Consider the following 16,587-nt stretch of genomic DNA (forward strand, 5'->3'; position numbering starts at 1 on the left):
GAGCCGCGGAACGCGACGCGATACACCGCGCGATGAGCTGGAGCGACCTGCTCAACGGCGCGCACCGAGGCCGAGCACCCGACTTCAGCGTGCTCACCGGCCCGGCCCCCGACCCGTTCCTGATCCACCGCGCCGAGGAAGCCGACCTCCGCGCCTACCGGAATCTGCGCCGCGCGGCCTTCGTTCACGACCAAGCCCTGTTCGCCGGGTCGGACCGCGACGACCTGGACGACGACCCTCGCACGATCGTGCTGGTGGCGAAAGCCCAGGACAGCACCGTCCTGGGCGGCGTCCGCCTGGCCCCCGCCACCGACCCCGACATCGGCTGGTGGACCGGCAGCCGCCTGGTCGTCCACCCGCACCTGCGCACCGCGGGCGTCGGCGCCGCCCTGGTCCGTGCCGCCTGCGCGCACGCCGAGAACGCGGACGTCCTCCGCTTCGAGGCCACCGTCCAGGCCGCCCACGCGAAACTCTTCGCCCGCCTCGGCTGGGAACGCCTGGGCGACACCGCGATCAACGGCAGACCGCACGTCGCCGTGCGCTGGCCGATCGACCGCGTCGAACGGCTGACCAACGCCACGAAGGCACTGCTCGCCGAGGTCCTCGCGCCCCTGGCGACCGAGAACAACCTCGGCGGCACCGGCTTCCGCGGTGACGACGGCGCCCCCGTGCCCGGCAGCGACCTGATCGCCGCCTGCGACGCCATCCTCCCGTCGATGGTCGAGCGCGACCCCGAGTGGGCAGGCTGGTGCGCGGTCCTGGTCAACCTCAACGACCTCGCCGCCATGGGCGCCGACCCGGTCGGGCTGCTCGACGCCGTCGGCGCGCCGACCCGCTCGACGCTCACCGCGATCGTGCGCGGCCTCGCCGCCGCGGCGAGGGCCTGGGATGTGCCGGTCCTCGGCGGCCACACCCAGCTCGGCGTCCCCGCGGCACTCTCGGTGACGGCGCTCGGCCGCACCGCGACCCCGGTGCGCGGCGGCGGCGGCCGCCCCGGCCACGAACTGCGGCTGACCGCCGACACCGAGGGCGGCTGGCGCCCGGGATACCACGGCCGCCAGTGGGATTCGACCTCCCGGCGCAGCGGCGCGGAGCTGCGCGCGCTGGGCCGGGTGGTCGCCTGGGCCGCCCCGGCCGCCGCGAAGGACGTCAGCATGGCGGGCATCGCGGGCACCACCGGCATGCTCGCCGAGGCGAGCGGGCTCGGCGCGGAGCTGGACGTCGCCCGTATCCCCCGGCCCGAGCAGGCCGCCGTCGGCGCCTGGCTCACCTGCTTCCCCGGCTTCGCCATGCTCACCGCGGACCGCCCCGGCACCCCCGCACCCGCCACCGGCCCGGCCCGCTCCGCCGTCTGCGGCCGGCTGGTCCCCGGCGGCGGGGTGCGGCTGCGCTGGCCGGACGGCGCGACGACGACGGCGGTGCCAGGCACCGTCACTGGATTGGGAGAATCATGAACGACACCACCATCTCGGTGGCGGCCGCCGAATTCGGCCGCGACATGGAGACCTGCTACCGCACCATCGCCGAACTCGCCGACACCGCACGGCAGCGCGGCAGCAGCCTGCTGGTCCTGCCCGAGGCATGCCTCGGCGGGTACCTGCCCAGCCTCGGCGGCGGCGACGAGAGCCGGGAGGCGAGGGAGCGCCGGCTGCGCAGCTTGCCGCCCGCGCTGGAGCTGGACGGCCCCGAGCTGCGCCGGGTCGCCGAGATCGCCGGTGACCTCGTCATCACGCTCGGCTTCTGCGAGGCCGACGGCGACGCCAGGTACAACGCCGCGGTCACGCTGCACGGCGACGGCGTGCTCGGCAGCTACCGCAAGGTGCACCAGCCGCTCGGCGAGAACCTCTGCTACAGCGCCGGTTCGGAGTACCGCGCCTTCGACACGCCGGTCGGCCGGATGGGCATGCAGATCTGCTACGACAAGGCCTTCCCGGAGGCGGCGCGGGCGCTGGCGCTGGACGGCGCCGAGATCGTCACCTCGCTCTCCGCCTGGCCCACCGCGCGCACCGCGACGGTGGAGCGGCTGGAGGACGACCGCTGGCTGCACCGCTTCGACATCTTCGACCGGGCCCGCGCGGTGGAGAACCAGCTGATCTGGGTGGCCTCCAACCAGGCGGGGACCTTCGGCTCGCTGCGCTTCGTCTGCAGCGCCAAGATCGTCGGGCCGGGCGGCGAGATCCTGGCCACCACCGGGGTGCACCCGGGGCTGGCGACCGCGACCGTCGACGTGGCCGAGGCGCTGGAGCGGGCCCGCGGCGGCGGCATGTACAACCTGCGCGACCGGCGGCCGGAGCTGTACCACAGCGTGGTGCGCGAGCACGGCGTCACCGGGCGGGCGGCCGTCCATGTCTGAGCAGCTCGCCCCCACCCTCTGCCCGCCGCGGGTGCGGCAGCACGACGTGATCGTGGTCGGCGCGGGCCAGGCCGGGCTCGCGGTGAGCTGGCACCTGACCCGCCGCGGCATCGACCACCTGCTGCTGGAGCGCGACACCGTCGCGCACGAGTGGCGCGACGGCCGCTGGGACAACTTCACCCTGGTCACCCCGAACTGGCAGTGCGTCCTGCCCGGGTACGCCTACGACGGCCCCGACCCGGACGGCTTCATGGCGCGCGACGAGGTCTACCGCTTCGTCCGCGGCTACGCCGACAGCTTCGGCGCGCCGGTGCTGGAGCACGCCGGGGTACACGCGGTGACCAGGGCGCCGCGCGGCGGCTACGACCTGGAGACCGAGGCGGGCAGCTTCCACGCGAACCAGGTGGTGGTCGCGACCGGCGGCTACCACGTGCCGACGGTGCCGCGCTTCGCCGAGCGGCTGCCCGCGGCGATCACCCAGCTGCACTCCGCCGAGTACCGCAGCCCGGCGGCGCTGCCCGCGGGCGCGGTGCTGGTGGTCGGCACCGGGCAGTCCGGCGCGCAGATCGCCGAGGACCTGCACCTGGCCGGGCGCGAGGTGCACCTCGCGGTCGGCAACGCACCCCGGGTCGCCCGCTTCTATCGGGGCCGCGACTGCGTCGCCTGGCTGCACGACATGGGGCACTACGATGTCCCGATCGACGACCAGCCCGGCGGCATCGGCAAGCGGGAGAACACCAACCACTACGTCACCGGCCGGGACGGCGGCCGCGACATCGACCTGCGCCGCTTCGCGCTGGAGGGCATGGCGCTCTACGGCCGGATGACCGGGCTCGACCCGGACGGCACCGCCCGCTTCGACAGCTCGCTGGAGCGCTCCCTGGACGCCGCCGACGCGGTCGCCGACGGCATCAAGAACGCCATCGACGGCTACATCGCCCGCGCCGGCATCGACGCGCCGATCGAGCCGCGCTACACCCCGGTGTGGCGGCCGGAGCACGAGCGCACCGCGCTCGACCTGCGCGCGGCCGGGATCTCGACGGTGGTGTGGTCGGTCGGCTTCCGCACCGACTACCGCTGGCTGCGGGCGGGCGTCTTCGACGGCGAGGGCCACCCGTGCCACAACCGCGGCGTCACCACCTCGCCCGGGCTCTACTTCGTCGGGCTGCCCTGGCTGCACACCTGGGGCTCGGGGCGGTTCGCGGCGATCGCGCGGGACGCCGAGTACCTGGCCGAGCGGATCGCGGCGGCGGCGACCGCCACCGTCGCGGCCTGAGGGGCGGCGATGCCGACCACCAGGATCGCCGCGCTCGCCGGGCACTTCGGCGCCGACATCGGCCGCGCGCTGGAGAAACTGGACGGCATCGTCGAGCGGCTGCACGCCCAGCGCGTCGAGCTGCTCGTTCTGCCGGACGCCACGCTCGGCGGCTACATCGGCGACCTGCGCAACCCCGACCCGGCGACCGGCCCCGAGGCGATCGACCCGGACGGCCCCGAGCTGCGCCGGGTCAGGGAGATGGCGCGGCACATGACGATCTGCGTCGGCTACGCCGAGCGCGACGGCGAGCGCAGGTACAACGCCGCCGTCTGCCTGACCGGGGACGGCATCCTCGGCAGGCACCGCAAGGTGCACCAGCCCGCGGGCGAGCACCTGGCCTACGCCCCCGGGGACGGCTTCCACGCCTTCGACACCCCGGTCGGCCGGATGGGCATGCTCATCGACTACGACAAGACCTTCCCGGAGGCGGCGCGCACACTGGCGCTGGACGGGGCCCAGGTGATCGCCGCGCTCTCCGCCTGGCCGGCCAGTGTCACCGATCGGGCCTCCCGATTGCCGAACGATCGCCAGGCCCGGCTCTTCGACCTGTACGACCAGGCGCGGGCGGCGGAGAACCAGGTGGTGCTGGTGTCGTCGAACCAGACCGGGGTCACCGGGAACCTGCGGTTCCTCGGGCAGGCCAAGGTGGTCGGCCCCGGCGGCGACGTGCTGGCCAAGACCTGGTCCAAGGGCGGGCTCGCGGTGGCCGACATCGACGTGGCGGGCGAGGTCGAGCGGTCCCGCCGGGTGCTGCACCACCTGGCCGAGCGGCGGGTCGGCAGCTACCCGAACCTGCTCAGGGAGAAGGCCTTCTGATGCGGGTCGCGCTGCTCACCTACTCGACCAAGCCGCGCGGCGGCGTCGTGCACACCCTGAATCTGGCCGAGGCGCTGGCCGACGCCGGGGCCGAGGTCACGCTCTGGACCCTCGGGCGCGGCGGTGACCAGGGGTTCTTCCGGCCGGTGCGGGCGGGGGTGCGGGTCGAGGTGGTGCCGTTCGCCGCGCGCGATGGCGAGGGGGTCGGGCCGCGGATCCTGCGCTCGATCGAGGTGCTGCGCGCCGCCTTCGACCCGGCCGGGTACGACATCGTGCACGCCCAGGACTGCATCAGCGCCAACGCCGTCGGCCGCTGCGTGCGCACCATCCACCACCTGGACACCTTCAGCACGCCGGAGCTGGTGCGCTGCCACGAGCGCGCGGTGGTCGAGCCGTACGCGCGGATCTGCGTCTCCCGCGCGGTCGCCGACGAGGTGCGCGCGGGGTGGGGGTTCACGCCGACGGTGATCCCGAACGGCGTCGAGTACGAGCGGTTCGCGGCGGCGGCGCCGGACCGGCGGCTCGGGCGCTACGTGCTCGCGGTCGGCGGGATCGAGCCGCGCAAGGGCAGTATCGACCTGCTGGAGGCATTCGCCCGGCTGCCCGCGGGCCCGCGGCTGGTGTTCGCCGGGGGCGAGACGCTCTTCGACTACCGCGCGTACCGGGCCGAGTTCGACCGGCGCGCCGCCGAACTCGGGGTCGAGCCGCTGGTACTCGGCCCGGTGCCGCACGACGAGCTGCCCGGCTTGGTGGCCGGGGCCGAGGTGCTCGGGTTCCTCTCCACCAAGGAGGGTTTCGGGCTGGCGGCGATGGAGGCGCTCGCAGCCGGGGTCCCGGTGGTGTCGAGGGAGTTGCCGGTGCTGCGCGAGGTCTTCGGCGATGCCGTCACCTACGCGCGGGATGTCGCCGAGGCGGCGGTGCTGCTGGGGCAGGCGCGGGAGCCGTCGCCGGAGCGCCGGGAAGCGGGGCGCGCGCTGGCCCGCGGCTACGACTGGGCCGCCGCCGCAGCCGCGCACCTGGCGTTCTACCGGCAGCTCACGCCCGCCGACGCGCTGCGGTAGCGACCGAGTGTCTCCCGGTCGGCCCCTCCCACGCCGCGGGGCGATGTAATCTGGGTCACACAACCCTCGGGAGGTCGCCGTGCCCTGCGATCGAATGCTCATCGCCTACGACGGTTCCGACAACGCCAAGCGCGCCATCACCTACGCCGGCCGCTTCCTCAGCGCCGAGAAGGCGGTCGTGCTCACCGCGTGGGAGCCGATGGTGCGCCAGGCCGCCCGGCTCTCCGGGCTCTCCGGCGTCATGCAGCCGGAGTGGGTGCCGGAGGACGAGATCGAGGACATCGCCTACCAGGACGCGCGGGCGGTCAACGCCGAGGGGCTGCACCTGGCCCGGCTCGCCGGGCTCAATGCCGAGGCGCGCACCGAGGAGTCGAGCACCACCATCTGGAACGCCATCGTCGAGTGCGCCGACGAGCTCGACGTCGACATCATCGTGGCGGGCACCCGCGGCTCCACCGGGCTGCGCGCGCTGCTGCGCAGCAGCGTCGCCGACGCCGTGCTCAAGCACTGCCACCGGCCTGTGTTGCTGGTCCCACCGGGGCGGTGACCCGTTCCGGCCGTTCTAAGGTCGGAGCTATGACATCGTTCCTGCTCGCCACTCCGGCCGAGGTGCTGCGCGCGTACGGGACGCGCGCGGGATTCACCGATCCGGCGGCGGCCGCGGCGGCGCTGCGCGGCGGTGACCCGGTGGTCGGCGCGCTGCCCTTCGACCCGCGCAGGCCCGCGGCGCTGATCGTGCCGGAGCGGCTGGAGCGGAGCGCGCCCGGCCCGGTCGCCGCGGTGACGCTGCCCCCGCTGCGGGTAGTGGCCGAGCTGCCGTCGCCGGACGAGCACATCGCGCGGGTGACCAAGCTGGTCGAGCAGATCGGCGACCCGGCCGACCCGCTGCGCAAGGTGGTGGCCGCGCGCTCGGTGCTGGTCGGCACCGAAGCGCGGCGGATCGACCCGCAGGACGTGGCGGCGCGGCTGCGGCAGCGACATCCGGGCGCGCACGTCTTCGTCGCGGATCTCGCGGTGGCGGGGCGGCCGGGGGACGCGGTGGTCGGGGCGTCGCCGGAGGTGCTGGTGGCGCGGCGCGGCGGGGTCGTCTCGCTGCGGCCGCTGGCGGGCACGGTGCCCCGGCTCGCCGACCCGGTGGCCGACGCGCAGCGGGCGGAGGAGCTGCGGGCCGACGCCAAGAACCTGGCGGAGCACGCCTACGTGGTGGAGTGGATCCGGGAGCGGCTCGCGCCCGTCTGCCGGACGCTGCGCATCCCGGAGCGGCCGGAGCTGGTGCGCACCGACGCGGTCTGGCACCTGGCCTCGCCGATCGACGGCACGCTCGCCGACCCGGCGCCGAGCGCGCTCGAGCTCGCGGTGCTGCTGCACCCGACCCCCGCCGTCTGCGGCACCCCGACGCTCGCCGCGCTGGACCGGGTGGTCGACGCCGAGGAGGATCGCGGGTTCTACGGCGGCGCGGTCGGCTGGTGCACGCCGGACGGGGACGGGGAGTGGGTGGTCGCGATCCGCAGCGCGGAGATCGCGGCCGACGGGCACACGCTGCGCGCCTTCGCGGGCGGCGGCATCGTCGCCGGTTCCGACCCGCGCAGCGAACTGGACGAGACCACCGCGAAACTGCGCACCCTGCTCGGCGCGCTGGACTGCCCGGTGCCCGCAGGCCGAACGTGAGCAAAAGCGGCCCGTATCCCCGCGCGAACGTCACGGGCTGCTAGGTTGGCCCGGAACACGTGCCTGCCCCTTCCGTATTGGAGTACCGCGATGAAGTCCTTTGCCGTTCCCGGTCTCGTGAGTGCGGTCGCGGGCGCCATCATCGGCGCGATCGCGGTCTTCGTCATCACCGCCGCGGCGCAGCAGAACTCGCGGCCGGAGATCGACCGCAGCGGTGACGCCGATTCCTCGCTGCTCAACAACGTCGAGTACGGCAGCCGCTGACCTCGGCTCCACCCGTCGTCGGCACCAGCGCGCCACCCGCCGCCGGTGCCGATGACGACACCGCGCCGCTAGGCGGGCGCTGGTTCCTCGGCACCGTCGTCGCGGCGTTCCTGCTCTCCTTCCTGCAGACCCCCGGCCGCACCGTCGCCGACACCAAGTACGACCTCGCGCAGAATCCGCTCGGCTTCCTCGACCGGGCCGCGCACCTGTGGAGCAGCCAGGCCCCGATGGGCCAGGTGCAGAACCAGGCCTACGGCTACTTCTTCCCGCACGGCTCCTTCTTCTCGGCCGGGCACCTGCTCGGGCTGCCCGCCTGGGTCACCCAGCGGATCTGGTGGGCGCTGCTGCTGCTCGCCGGGTTCTGGGGCGTGGTCCGGCTCTGCCAGACGCTCGGCATCGGCAGCCGCGGATCGCGGGTCGTCGCGGCGGTGGCCTTCGCGCTGAGCCCGCGGGTGCTGACAACGCTCGGCTCCATCTCCTCCGAGACGCTGCCCATGATGCTCGCTCCCTGGGTCCTGCTCGCCCCCGCCGCGCTCGGCGTCGCGGCGGCCCGCCGCCGGGCAGGCGGCGCCGCCTCCCCCGCGGGCAGCGCGCTGGCACTCGCGCTGATGGGCTCGGTGAACGCCGTCGCGACGGTCGCCGCGTTCCTGCCCGCCCTGCTCTGGTGGGCCTCCTACCGCCCGGACCGCCGCTGGCTCCGCTTCACCGCGGCCTGGGTTCCGCTGCTCGTGCTCGCCACCTTCTGGTGGGCGGTCCCGCTGCTGCTGCTGGGCCGGGTGAGCCCGCCTTTCCTGGACTACATCGAGTCCTCCGGCGTCACCACGCAGTGGGCCTCACTCGCCGAGGTGCTGCGCGGCACCGACAGCTGGACCCCGTTCGTCTCGCCGGAGCGGATCGCGGGCGCGGTGCTGGTGACCCAGCCCGCCGCGGTACTCGCCACCGGGCTGATCGCCGCCGCAGGCATCGCCGGGCTCGCGCTGCGCTCCATGCCGCACCGGGGCAGGCTCACCCTGATCCTCTTCGCCGGCCTGGCCGGGATCTGCGCGGGCTACCTCGGCGTCATGGGCGGCCCGTTCGCCGAGCCGATCCGGGTCTTCCTCGACTCCGGCGGCGCCCCGCTGCGCAACGTGCACAAGCTGGAGCCGCTCATCCGGCTCCCGCTCGTGCTCGGCCTCGCGCACCTCTTCGCCCGGATTCCGCTGCCCGCATCGGTGCCGCTGCGCACCTGGCGCGGCGCGTGGGCGCACCCGGAGCGGGACCGCCGGGTCGCGGTGGCCGCGCTGGTGCTCGCCGCCATCGCGCTCTCCACCTCCCTGGCCTGGACCGGCAAGCTGGCCCCGCGCGGCGCCTACGAGGCCGTGCCGCCGTACTGGCTCGAGACCGCCGAGTGGCTCGCCGCCAATGCCGCCGACACCAGGGCGCTGGTCGTTCCCGGCGCGCCGTTCGGCAGCCAGGTGTGGGGGCTGACCAGGGACGAGCCGCTGCAGGCGCTGGCGTCGACGCCGTGGGCGGTGCGCGATTCGGTCCCGCTGAACCCGCCGGGCACCATCCGCGCCATGGACTCGGTGCAGCGGCTGATCGCCGACGGCCGCCCGTCGACCGGGCTGGCGCCGACGCTGGCGGCGCAGGGCATCGGGGTGCTGGTGCTGCGCAACGATCTGGACCCGGAGACCTCCCGCTCCACCCGGCCGATGCTGGCGCACCGCGCGCTGGACGGCTCGCCCGGGCTGCGCAAGGTGGCCGAGTTCGGCCCCGCGATCGCGGCCACCGCCATCGCGGAGGGGCTGGTGGTCGACGGCGACCTGCTCCCGGGGTACCCGGCGATCGAGGTCTACCAGGTGCAGACGCCAGGCATCGGAGCCCCCGAGCAGGTCGAATCCGGTGTCGGGGCACCGGATTCGTTCCCCGGTGCGTACAGCGTCGCGCTCGCCGACATCCCGGTGGTGCAGGGCGGCCCCGAGGTACTGGAGCGGCTGCGCCGCGACCCGGGCGCCCCGATCCCGGCGCTGCTCGCCGCCGACGCCGCCGCGGCCGGGCTGCCCGCCGGGCCGGTCACCGTCACCGACACCCCCGTGGCCAGGGAGACCGACTTCGGCCGAGTGGACAACCACAACTCCGCCGTCCGCGCCCCGGACGACGCGCGCCGCACGCACAACCTGGTGCCGGACTACCCGGTGCCGGGCGCGGCCCCGGTCGAGGGCGCGTGGAGCGGCGCCACCGTCACGGCGTCCAGTTCGGCGGCGGACGCCACCCAGATCGGCGGCGCCGCGCCGGGCAGCTCCACTGCCGCGGCGGTCGACGGCGACCCGTCGACCGCCTGGCTCAGCAATGGCGGCGAGTACGCGCTCGGCCAGTGGCTGCGGCTGGAGCTGGATCGGCCGATCAGCGCGGGGCAGCTCCGGGTGACCACAACCCCGGCCGCGCTCGGCGACCCGGTGAAATGGATCGAGGTGCGCACCGAGCGCGGCAGCGTCTCCGCGCGGATCACCGAACCCGGTGCGCCGGTGTCGGTTTCGCTGCCGCCGGGCAGCACCGACTGGGTCAGCGTTACCGCGATCCGGACCGAGGGTGGCACCCGCGGCGGGCAGTTCGGGATCGGCGAGATCGCGCTCGACGACTACTCCGCGCGGGACGCGCCGGTCCGGGTGCCGATCCGGCACACCGTCGCGCTGCCCCCGGTCTCCGGCACGCCCGCCGCGTGGGACCTCGGCCAGGAATTCCCCGGCCGCAGCGCCTGTTTCGACGCGCCGGACCGGATCCGCTGCCACAAGGGGCTCGCGCTCGCGCCGGAGGAGCCCGGCGCCTTCCAGCGCACCCTCGCGGTGCCGGAGCCGACCGAGGTGGTGCCCCGGCTCACCGTGCGCACCAGGCAGAGCCCGGAGCTGGAGGCGCTGCTCACCGACCCGGCCCGCCCGGTCGCGCGCGGCAGCGGCGACGTCGGCGACCTGCGCGGCTCCGCCTTCGCCGCTACCGACGGCGACCCGCGGACCAGCTGGACCGCGCCGGAGAACACTGTGCGGGACAGCCCCGACGGGCCGCCCACCCTCACCATCGAACTGCCGGAGCCCGCGCTGGTCACCGGGCTCGACCTCACGCCGTCGCTCGGCGGGCTGCCCGCCGCGCCCACCTCGGTCACGGTGAACCTCGGCAACGGGCCGCAGGTGCGCTCGCTGCCCGGCGACGGGGAGGAGCGGGCCGAGCCGAGCCGGATCGAGCTGTTCCCCACGGTCACCGACCGGATCGAGCTGAGCATCACCGCCTGGCGCACGGTCCTCGACCGCACCGCGCTCGGCTTCACCCTCGCCCAGCCGCCCGGGCTGGCCGAGGTGACCGTGCTCGGCCCCGGCTACCCGGCCCCCGCCCCGCCCGACCGGCTCGTCACGGTCCCCTGCGAGCTGGGCCCGGTAATCGCGGTCGGCGGCCGCACCCTGCGGACCTCGGTCACCGCGACCGCGGCGGAGTTGCGCTCGGGCGCACCGGTTCCCGCGGAGGTCTGCGGCGGCTCCGGCGCCGCGGCGGACGAGACGAACACCGCCGTCGAGCCCGGCGCCGCGCCGGACGACACGAACACCGCCGGGGAGCCCGGCGCCGCGCCGAATGAGTCCGGCGCGGGGGCCGGGGACGAAACGGGGCCCGATGGTGCGGAAGTCTCGGCGCCCGCAGCGGACACCGTCCTGCTCGCCGAGGGTGCGACCGAGGTCAACGTCGCCCCGACGGCCCTCTTCACCGTCGACCGCCTGCGCCTGGACCGCACCGACCCGCCCCCGGCCACCCCCGGTGACGGCACCCGCCTCCTCGTCCTCCCCCTGAGCACCAACGTCGGCTGGGAAGCGCACACCCCCGACGGCACCGCGCTGCGCCCGATCGTGGTCGACGGCTGGCAGCAGGGCTGGCTGCTCCCGCCCGGCGCGACCGGCCCGGTCACCGTCTCCTTCCCGGTCGACCGCTGGTACCGCCTCGGCATCTTCGGCGGCCTGCTCCTGCTCATCCCGCTCTTCCTGCTGGCCATCCCCCGCCGCGGCACCACCGCCGCCCCGGAACCACCCTGCCGCCCGTACCGCTCCCGGATCGCCGCCGGAATCGGCGTTCTCACGGTCACCGGCCTGATCGCGGGCCCGGTCGCGCTCGCCCTCGCCGCCGCGGGCTCGGCCGCCCTCGAGGTCATGCACCGCCGCGGCATCGAGCCCGGCCGCGCACTCCCCGTGATCGCGGGCACCGGCGTCCTCCTCGCCGCCGCCGCGCTCTCCACCGGCCCCTGGCGGCACCCCGACGGCTACGTCGGCGGAGCCCTCCTGACCCAGCTCCCCGCCGTGCTCGCGGTGATCGCGCTCGGCCTCGCCGCACTCCCCGAGCGCAAGCCCCGCCACTAGCCTGACCGCATGGAACGCTGCGCCGAGTGCGGTTTCGAGTACGACGACGCCAATCTGCCGACGGTCTCCGCGACCATCCGCGCCCTCGCCGCCGAGCACGTCGACATCCAGACCACGGCCGACCCGGCCGCCCTTCGCCGCCGCCCGGCGCCGGAGACCTGGTCCGCGCTGGAGTACGGCTGCCACCTCCGCGACGTCCTGCTGGTGCAGCGCGAGCGGCTGCTCGCGGCGCGGCGCGGCGACACCCCGGTCGCGGAGCCCATGGGCCGGGACGAGCGAGCCGAGCACGACGGCTACGCCGACCAGATCCCGATTGATATAGCGCGCCAATTGGCCGACGCCGCCGCGCTCTTCACGCACGCCTACGACCGGCTCGGCCCGGCCGACCGGGAGCGGCGGCTCGTCTACACCTACCCCGAGCGCGCGGAGCGCTCACTCGACTGGCTCGCGCTGCACACCGCGCACGAGCTGCGGCACCACCTGCTCGACGTCGAGCGTCAGGGTTTCGGCCGGTCGAAACGCCTGGCGAAGCGCTGGCACGGCGCCTCGACCAGCGCGTAGCTCGCCGCGGCCACCGGCAGCGTGAACACGACGGTGAGCAGCAGAACCTTCGGGAAACCGCCGCTGAACGGCAGGATGCCGAAGACCGGGAAGATCACCCACAGCACCGCCAGGTGCCAGATGAAGATGCCGTAGGACCAGCGCCCGACCGTCAGCGCTACCGGCGAGGAGAGCAGCGGGCGCGGCTGATCGCGCAGGACCAGCGGCGCGAGCAGCCCGAAGCCGATCAGCGACCCGAGCGCCATCTTCGCCACGTACTGCCAGGGTTCGGCGTGCACGAGGCCGGCCGGGCCCGCGATCTCGGTGGCCGAGAGCAGGAAGGCGAGCAGCGCCAGCGTCCACATCCAGCGCCTGCGCCCGGCGAATCGATCCCAGCGCGAACCCGGCTGGACGACGAAGACCAGCTCGGCCAGCAGCATCCCCACGGCGAACCAGGGCAGGTAGCCGGGCAGCCAGTTGTCGGCGTTGATGGCGTCCGGGGTCGGCACCGGGAGGAAGTTCCAGCCCAGCGTCACCGCGCCGAGCGCGAGCACGGCCGGGATGCGCCACCGAGCCGCCGCGCCCCGCAGCCGGACCACCGCGAGCGCGAGCAGCGGCAGCACCAGATAGAAGGCCACCTCCACCGAGAGGCTCCACATCTGGGTCAGCCCGTCGGTGAGTGTCAAGGGGACGAACACCTGCAGCAGCAACAGGTTGGAGACCCACACCCGCAACCCGGCGGTGGCCGCCGCGTTCGGCAGCAGCACCAGCACCAGCGCGACCACCACCCAGTAGGCGGGCAGGATCCGCGCCGCGCGGTGCCGGAAGTAGTACCCGGCCGAGGGCGCGGGGCCGTGCCCGCGCGCGGCCGCGGCGTGCGGGCGCCAGAGCAGGAAGCCGGAGAGCCCGAAGAAGAGCGCGACCGCCATGTCGAAGCGCGCGAGAATCGGCCCGACCACCGGAATCGCGGTGGTCGCGGTCTGGAATGCCACGTGCGTCACCAGCACGCCGAGCGCCGCGAGGCCGCGCATTCCATCCAGGGCCGGTACGAAGGACCGCGCCCGCACCGGCGCCGGAGCGGCGGCGGCGGGGGCCGGATCGGTGCGGGCGGTGGCGGTCACGGCACTCCAGTCTGCCCGGCCGCGGGCACTCGGGACGGCGGCAGCCTCGCCTGATTAGTCCCGATTACGTTTTATCCGTCCAATCCGGGCTCGGCACCGCATGGTAAGACATCGGGCTGTTAGTGTCTGGGCTCACGAGCAACGCGGCCCGCCCCGCTGCTCGCCGGAACGCTGTTCTACGACGAGGAGAGTTGCATGGCACTGAGTGCCGGAACCCGAAGGACGGTGGCCTGCCTGCTCGTGGGTCTCGGTGCGTTGCTGATCGTCGCGGCGCTGCTGATCCCGACCTACACGGTCGGCAAGGTCGCCAAGACTCCCCTCGACCTGGAGATCACCACGATCGCGGCGAGCCAGGAGGGCGAGGAGAGCCTGGTGCTCGACTCCAAGTCGCTCACCGCGCCCGAGGGATCGGCCAAGGTGGACAGCAACGTTCCGCTGATCTCGCAGCGCTTCCTGACCGTCGAGGACCCGTCGAACGCCGACGAGATGACGGTGCAGGCGGGCCAGACGCTGCGGCGGATCGACAAGCAGGGCGACACCGGCCTGCTCACCGCGACCGTCGACCGCGTCACCATCGACCGCACCACCGGTGAGCCGGTGAGCACCGAGCCGAACGGCTCGATCGCCGTGACCACCACCAAGGACGGCGAGAGCATCGCCGACCCGGTGCAGCACGTCGGCCTGCAGTACCGGTTCCCGATCGGCACCGAGAAGAAGACCTACCCGTACTTCGATCTCAACGCGCGCAAGACCTCCGACATGAACTTCATCGAGGAGACCGAGATCAACAACACCAAGGTCTACCACTTCCAGCAGGTCGTCGCGCCGACCAACCTGAACGAGGTGGTCGCGGCGCCGACCAACCGGCTGACCCTGCCCGCCGCCAAGTGGGGCGTCGAGGGCGGCGACACCCCGGTGACCATGTTCCGCTGGTACAGCAACACCCGCGACGTGTGGGTGGAGCCGCAGACCGGCACCGTGGTCAAGGGCGGCGAGGCGCTGAACATCTTCTACGGCCGCACCGGCGACAAGCCCGAGGTGACGGCGCTCAAGTCGCACGTGGTGTTCGACGAGAACACGGTCGAGTCGCAGCTCGCGGTGGCCAAGGACAACATCGACCGGCTCTCGCTGTACGGGCGGATCCTGCCGATCGTCTTCGGCGTGCTCGGCGTGCTCGCGCTGATCATCGGCGTGCTGCTCGGCCTGCGCAGCGGCGGTAGCGCCCAGCCCGCGGTGCAGCGCGCCGCGCCCTTCGGTGGCTCCGGCCCGTCGACCGCGCCGCCGACCGCGGGCAGGCCGCGCGGCAACCCGGACGCTCCGACCGAGCGGATCGACATCAACAAGCGGCCCTGAGGTCGCGGTAGAAAGGCCCCCGGTGCGCGCACCGGGGGTCTTCCTCATTTCGCGGGGAGGGTGGCGACGAAGCCGGCGCCGCGCGCGACCCAGGCACGCAGGGCCGCGTCGTCGGTGACGGCGGCTGCGGTGACCCGCAGCCAGCCGTCCAGTTCCCGGCCCGCCATGACCATGGGGGTCACCGCGGTGCCGTCGAGCAGCCGCCCGCCCTCGTCCGGGTCGACCCGGACCATGAGCCCGCCCTTTCCGCTCACCGCGACCGCCATGTGGCCGCGGATCAGGAAGGCGAGGCCGCCGAACATCTTCTTCTCGGTGAACGGACCCGGCTCCAGGAGCGCGCGAACCCGGTCGGCGAGTTTCTCGTCGTACGCCATCGGCACAGTGTGCGCCGAGGCACCGACACCTCAGACGGTGGCGCGCTGGGCGGCGGTGCGCAGGACGACCGCCGCGACCAGGGCCGTCGTCACCGTCGCGGTGCAGGCGGCCACGGTGACCAGCGCGGGCACCGAGTGCGCGAGCGTCGCCATGAGCGTCACCTCGACGGCGAGCCCGATCCAGGTGAGCGCGGCCGGGGCGGTGCGGTCGACCGCGATGGCGGAGAGCAGGGCGCCCTGCAGCACCGCGAGGATCGCGCCGTGCAGCGCGAAGAGCCAGAGCAGGTTCTGCACCGGCGCGTAGTCGGCACCGGCGAAGAGCGGGGCGAGCGGCGCCGCGAGCGCGGCGCCCGCCACCGCGGCGACGCCGATCCCGGAGAGCACCGCCAGCGCGTCCCTGATCGCGCGCGCCGACTGCGCGGGCTGCGCCATCCGCGGGTACAGCACCACGCCGACCGCCTGCGGCAGCCAGAAGGCGATCTTCGTCGCGATGGTGCCGAGCGCGTACCGGCCCGCGTCCGCCTCGTCCAGCACGATGCGCGCCAGGATCAGGTCCGCCGAGGAGAGCGCCATGAGCGCCGCCTGCAGCTGTGCCGCCCGCAGTACCGCGGTCACCCCCGCCGTGTGGTCACGGACGGTGGTTCGCGCGCCGGAACCGGCGGCCGGGATGCCGTCGGCGGCGCCCGCCGCGGAGCTCGCGGATCCGGCCCGCGCCGCATCGGGCACGTCGGCCCGGGTTCCGGCTGTGTAGCGGGCGTAGGCCGCCGCGGCGGCGAGGCCGACGGCGGCGGCGGCGAGGGCGGCCGCGGCGCCCGCGCCGACGGCGAGGACCGTGAGCGCGGGGACGACCCGCGCGATGCCGGTGCAGCCGAGCACGACCGCGAGCGCGCGGAACCGCCGCTGCCCCTGCAGGATCCCCTGCTCCCCCGAGACCAGGACCAGCGCGGGCGCGGCGACCAGCGCCGCAGCGCAGGCGAGCGCGCCGATATCGAGTGCCACCGACACCACCGGGACCAGCAGCGCGGCCAGCGCCGCCACGATGACGGCGCACCGGGTGCGGGTGGCGCGCAGCGCGGCGACCGGCGCACCCCGCACGAGTTCCCGCGCGATCACGTTCTGCAGGGCGAGCGCGGGCACCGCGCAGAGCAGCTGCACCGCGAGCAGGCTGGCGAACTCGCTGTACCCCGCCGCCCCGAGCCACCGCCCGGCCAGCAGCTGCAGCAGGTACCCCGCCGCATTGGCGATCATGGCGCCCGCGGTCACCAACGTCAGCTCCGCCACCAGGGGAGGACGACGCGCATCGGACACGGGCCCCATCGTCGCACCCGCCCCGCGGCCCGTGGCGCCCC

Annotated in this window: 14 protein-coding genes; 11 read left to right on the top strand and 3 right to left on the bottom strand. The window is 74.6% G+C overall.

The annotated features are described in order from the left end of the window. Positions 1-32: 32 nt before the first annotated feature. The 10 genes from LTT61_RS17360 to LTT61_RS17405 all read left to right on the top strand — a co-directional run bounded on the left by LTT61_RS17360 (position 33) and on the right by LTT61_RS17405 (position 12,411). Complete coding sequence (locus LTT61_RS17360) at positions 33-1,454, top strand: MSMEG_0567/sll0787 family protein (RefSeq protein WP_233015044.1); 1,422 nt, start codon at positions 33-35, stop codon at positions 1,452-1,454. Further along, positions 1,451-2,353, top strand: coding sequence for a carbon-nitrogen hydrolase family protein (locus tag LTT61_RS17365; protein WP_233015046.1), 903 nt, complete (start codon positions 1,451-1,453; stop codon positions 2,351-2,353). The genes LTT61_RS17360 and LTT61_RS17365 overlap by 4 nt, the downstream gene beginning before the upstream one ends. Beyond that, positions 2,346-3,629 carry an MSMEG_0569 family flavin-dependent oxidoreductase gene (locus LTT61_RS17370; RefSeq protein ID WP_233015048.1) on the top strand — a complete coding sequence of 428 codons (1,284 nt, stop codon included), beginning with the start codon at positions 2,346-2,348 and terminating at the stop codon, positions 3,627-3,629. Before LTT61_RS17365 ends, LTT61_RS17370 begins: the two co-directional genes overlap by 8 nt. Positions 3,630-3,638: 9 nt before the next feature. Further along, the gene (locus LTT61_RS17375) at positions 3,639-4,487 is read left to right on the top strand and encodes a carbon-nitrogen hydrolase family protein (protein WP_233015050.1); all 849 of its coding nucleotides are present in this window, start codon (positions 3,639-3,641) and stop codon (positions 4,485-4,487) included. Further along, positions 4,487-5,548, top strand: a complete 1,062-nt coding sequence (locus LTT61_RS17380) for an MSMEG_0565 family glycosyltransferase (protein WP_233015051.1) — start codon at positions 4,487-4,489, stop codon at positions 5,546-5,548. Before LTT61_RS17375 ends, LTT61_RS17380 begins: the two co-directional genes overlap by 1 nt. Before the next feature lie 79 nt (positions 5,549-5,627). After that, positions 5,628-6,095 (top strand): universal stress protein, encoded by a 468-nt coding sequence (locus LTT61_RS17385; protein WP_233015053.1) that lies wholly within the window; start codon positions 5,628-5,630, stop codon positions 6,093-6,095. A 29-nt stretch (positions 6,096-6,124) separates the two neighbouring features. Further along, on the top strand, positions 6,125-7,216 hold the full coding sequence (locus LTT61_RS17390) for an isochorismate synthase (protein ID WP_233015055.1): 1,092 nt from the start codon (positions 6,125-6,127) through the stop codon (positions 7,214-7,216). A gap of 90 nt (positions 7,217-7,306) precedes the next feature. Beyond that, complete coding sequence (locus LTT61_RS17395; protein WP_233015057.1) at positions 7,307-7,480, top strand: DUF2613 domain-containing protein; 174 nt, start codon at positions 7,307-7,309, stop codon at positions 7,478-7,480. 110 nt (positions 7,481-7,590) lie between these two features. Further along, the gene (locus LTT61_RS17400) at positions 7,591-11,850 is read left to right on the top strand and encodes an alpha-(1->3)-arabinofuranosyltransferase domain-containing protein (protein WP_233021051.1); all 4,260 of its coding nucleotides are present in this window, start codon (positions 7,591-7,593) and stop codon (positions 11,848-11,850) included. A 9-nt stretch (positions 11,851-11,859) separates the two neighbouring features. Continuing rightward, positions 11,860-12,411, top strand: a complete 552-nt coding sequence (locus LTT61_RS17405; protein WP_233015059.1) for a DinB family protein — start codon at positions 11,860-11,862, stop codon at positions 12,409-12,411. On the opposite strand, the gene LTT61_RS17410 is transcribed toward LTT61_RS17405, so the two are convergent. Further along, positions 12,348-13,511, bottom strand: a complete 1,164-nt coding sequence (locus LTT61_RS17410; protein WP_420094651.1) for an acyltransferase family protein — start codon at positions 13,509-13,511, stop codon at positions 12,348-12,350. The two genes, LTT61_RS17405 and LTT61_RS17410, sit on opposite strands and share 64 nt — an antisense overlap. Positions 13,512-13,706: 195 nt before the next feature. Here LTT61_RS17410 and LTT61_RS17415 point away from each other — a divergent pair, with 195 nt between their 5' ends. Further along, entirely contained in the window at positions 13,707-14,864 is a 1,158-nt protein-coding gene (locus LTT61_RS17415; RefSeq protein ID WP_233015061.1) for a DUF3068 domain-containing protein, read from the top strand. Between the two features lie 44 nt (positions 14,865-14,908). Here LTT61_RS17415 and LTT61_RS17420 read toward each other — a convergent pair whose 3' ends face one another. Beyond that, entirely contained in the window at positions 14,909-15,238 is a 330-nt protein-coding gene (locus LTT61_RS17420) for a TfoX/Sxy family protein (RefSeq protein WP_233015063.1), read from the bottom strand. Positions 15,239-15,268: 30 nt separating this feature from the next. Beyond that, on the bottom strand, positions 15,269-16,555 hold the full coding sequence (locus tag LTT61_RS17425; RefSeq protein WP_420094652.1) for a polysaccharide biosynthesis protein: 1,287 nt from the start codon (positions 16,553-16,555) through the stop codon (positions 15,269-15,271). Between the last annotated feature and the right edge of the window lie 32 nt (positions 16,556-16,587).

The sequence above is a fragment of the Nocardia asteroides genome, from assembly GCF_021183625.1.
Lineage (GTDB): Bacteria > Actinomycetota > Actinomycetes > Mycobacteriales > Mycobacteriaceae > Nocardia > Nocardia asteroides_A.

Bases quoted from the DNA above. Each gene is read 5' to 3' on its own strand.
- LTT61_RS17395 (WP_233015057.1), top strand. From the start codon at position 7,307: ATGAAGTCCTTTGCCGTTCCCGGTCTCGTGAGTGCGGTCGCGGGCGCC.
- LTT61_RS17370 (WP_233015048.1), top strand. From the start codon at position 2,346: ATGTCTGAGCAGCTCGCCCCCACCCTCTGCCCGCCGCGGGTGCGGCAG.
- LTT61_RS17390 (WP_233015055.1), top strand. From the start codon at position 6,125: ATGACATCGTTCCTGCTCGCCACTCCGGCCGAGGTGCTGCGCGCGTAC.
- LTT61_RS17365 (WP_233015046.1), top strand. From the start codon at position 1,451: ATGAACGACACCACCATCTCGGTGGCGGCCGCCGAATTCGGCCGCGAC.
- LTT61_RS17375 (WP_233015050.1), top strand. From the start codon at position 3,639: ATGCCGACCACCAGGATCGCCGCGCTCGCCGGGCACTTCGGCGCCGAC.
- LTT61_RS17380 (WP_233015051.1), top strand. From the start codon at position 4,487: ATGCGGGTCGCGCTGCTCACCTACTCGACCAAGCCGCGCGGCGGCGTC.
- LTT61_RS17405 (WP_233015059.1), top strand. From the start codon at position 11,860: ATGGAACGCTGCGCCGAGTGCGGTTTCGAGTACGACGACGCCAATCTG.
- LTT61_RS17415 (WP_233015061.1), top strand. From the start codon at position 13,707: ATGGCACTGAGTGCCGGAACCCGAAGGACGGTGGCCTGCCTGCTCGTG.
- LTT61_RS17360 (WP_233015044.1), top strand. From the start codon at position 33: ATGAGCTGGAGCGACCTGCTCAACGGCGCGCACCGAGGCCGAGCACCC.
- LTT61_RS17420 (WP_233015063.1), bottom strand. From the start codon at position 15,238: ATGGCGTACGACGAGAAACTCGCCGACCGGGTTCGCGCGCTCCTGGAG.
- LTT61_RS17425 (WP_420094652.1), bottom strand. From the start codon at position 16,555: ATGGGGCCCGTGTCCGATGCGCGTCGTCCTCCCCTGGTGGCGGAGCTG.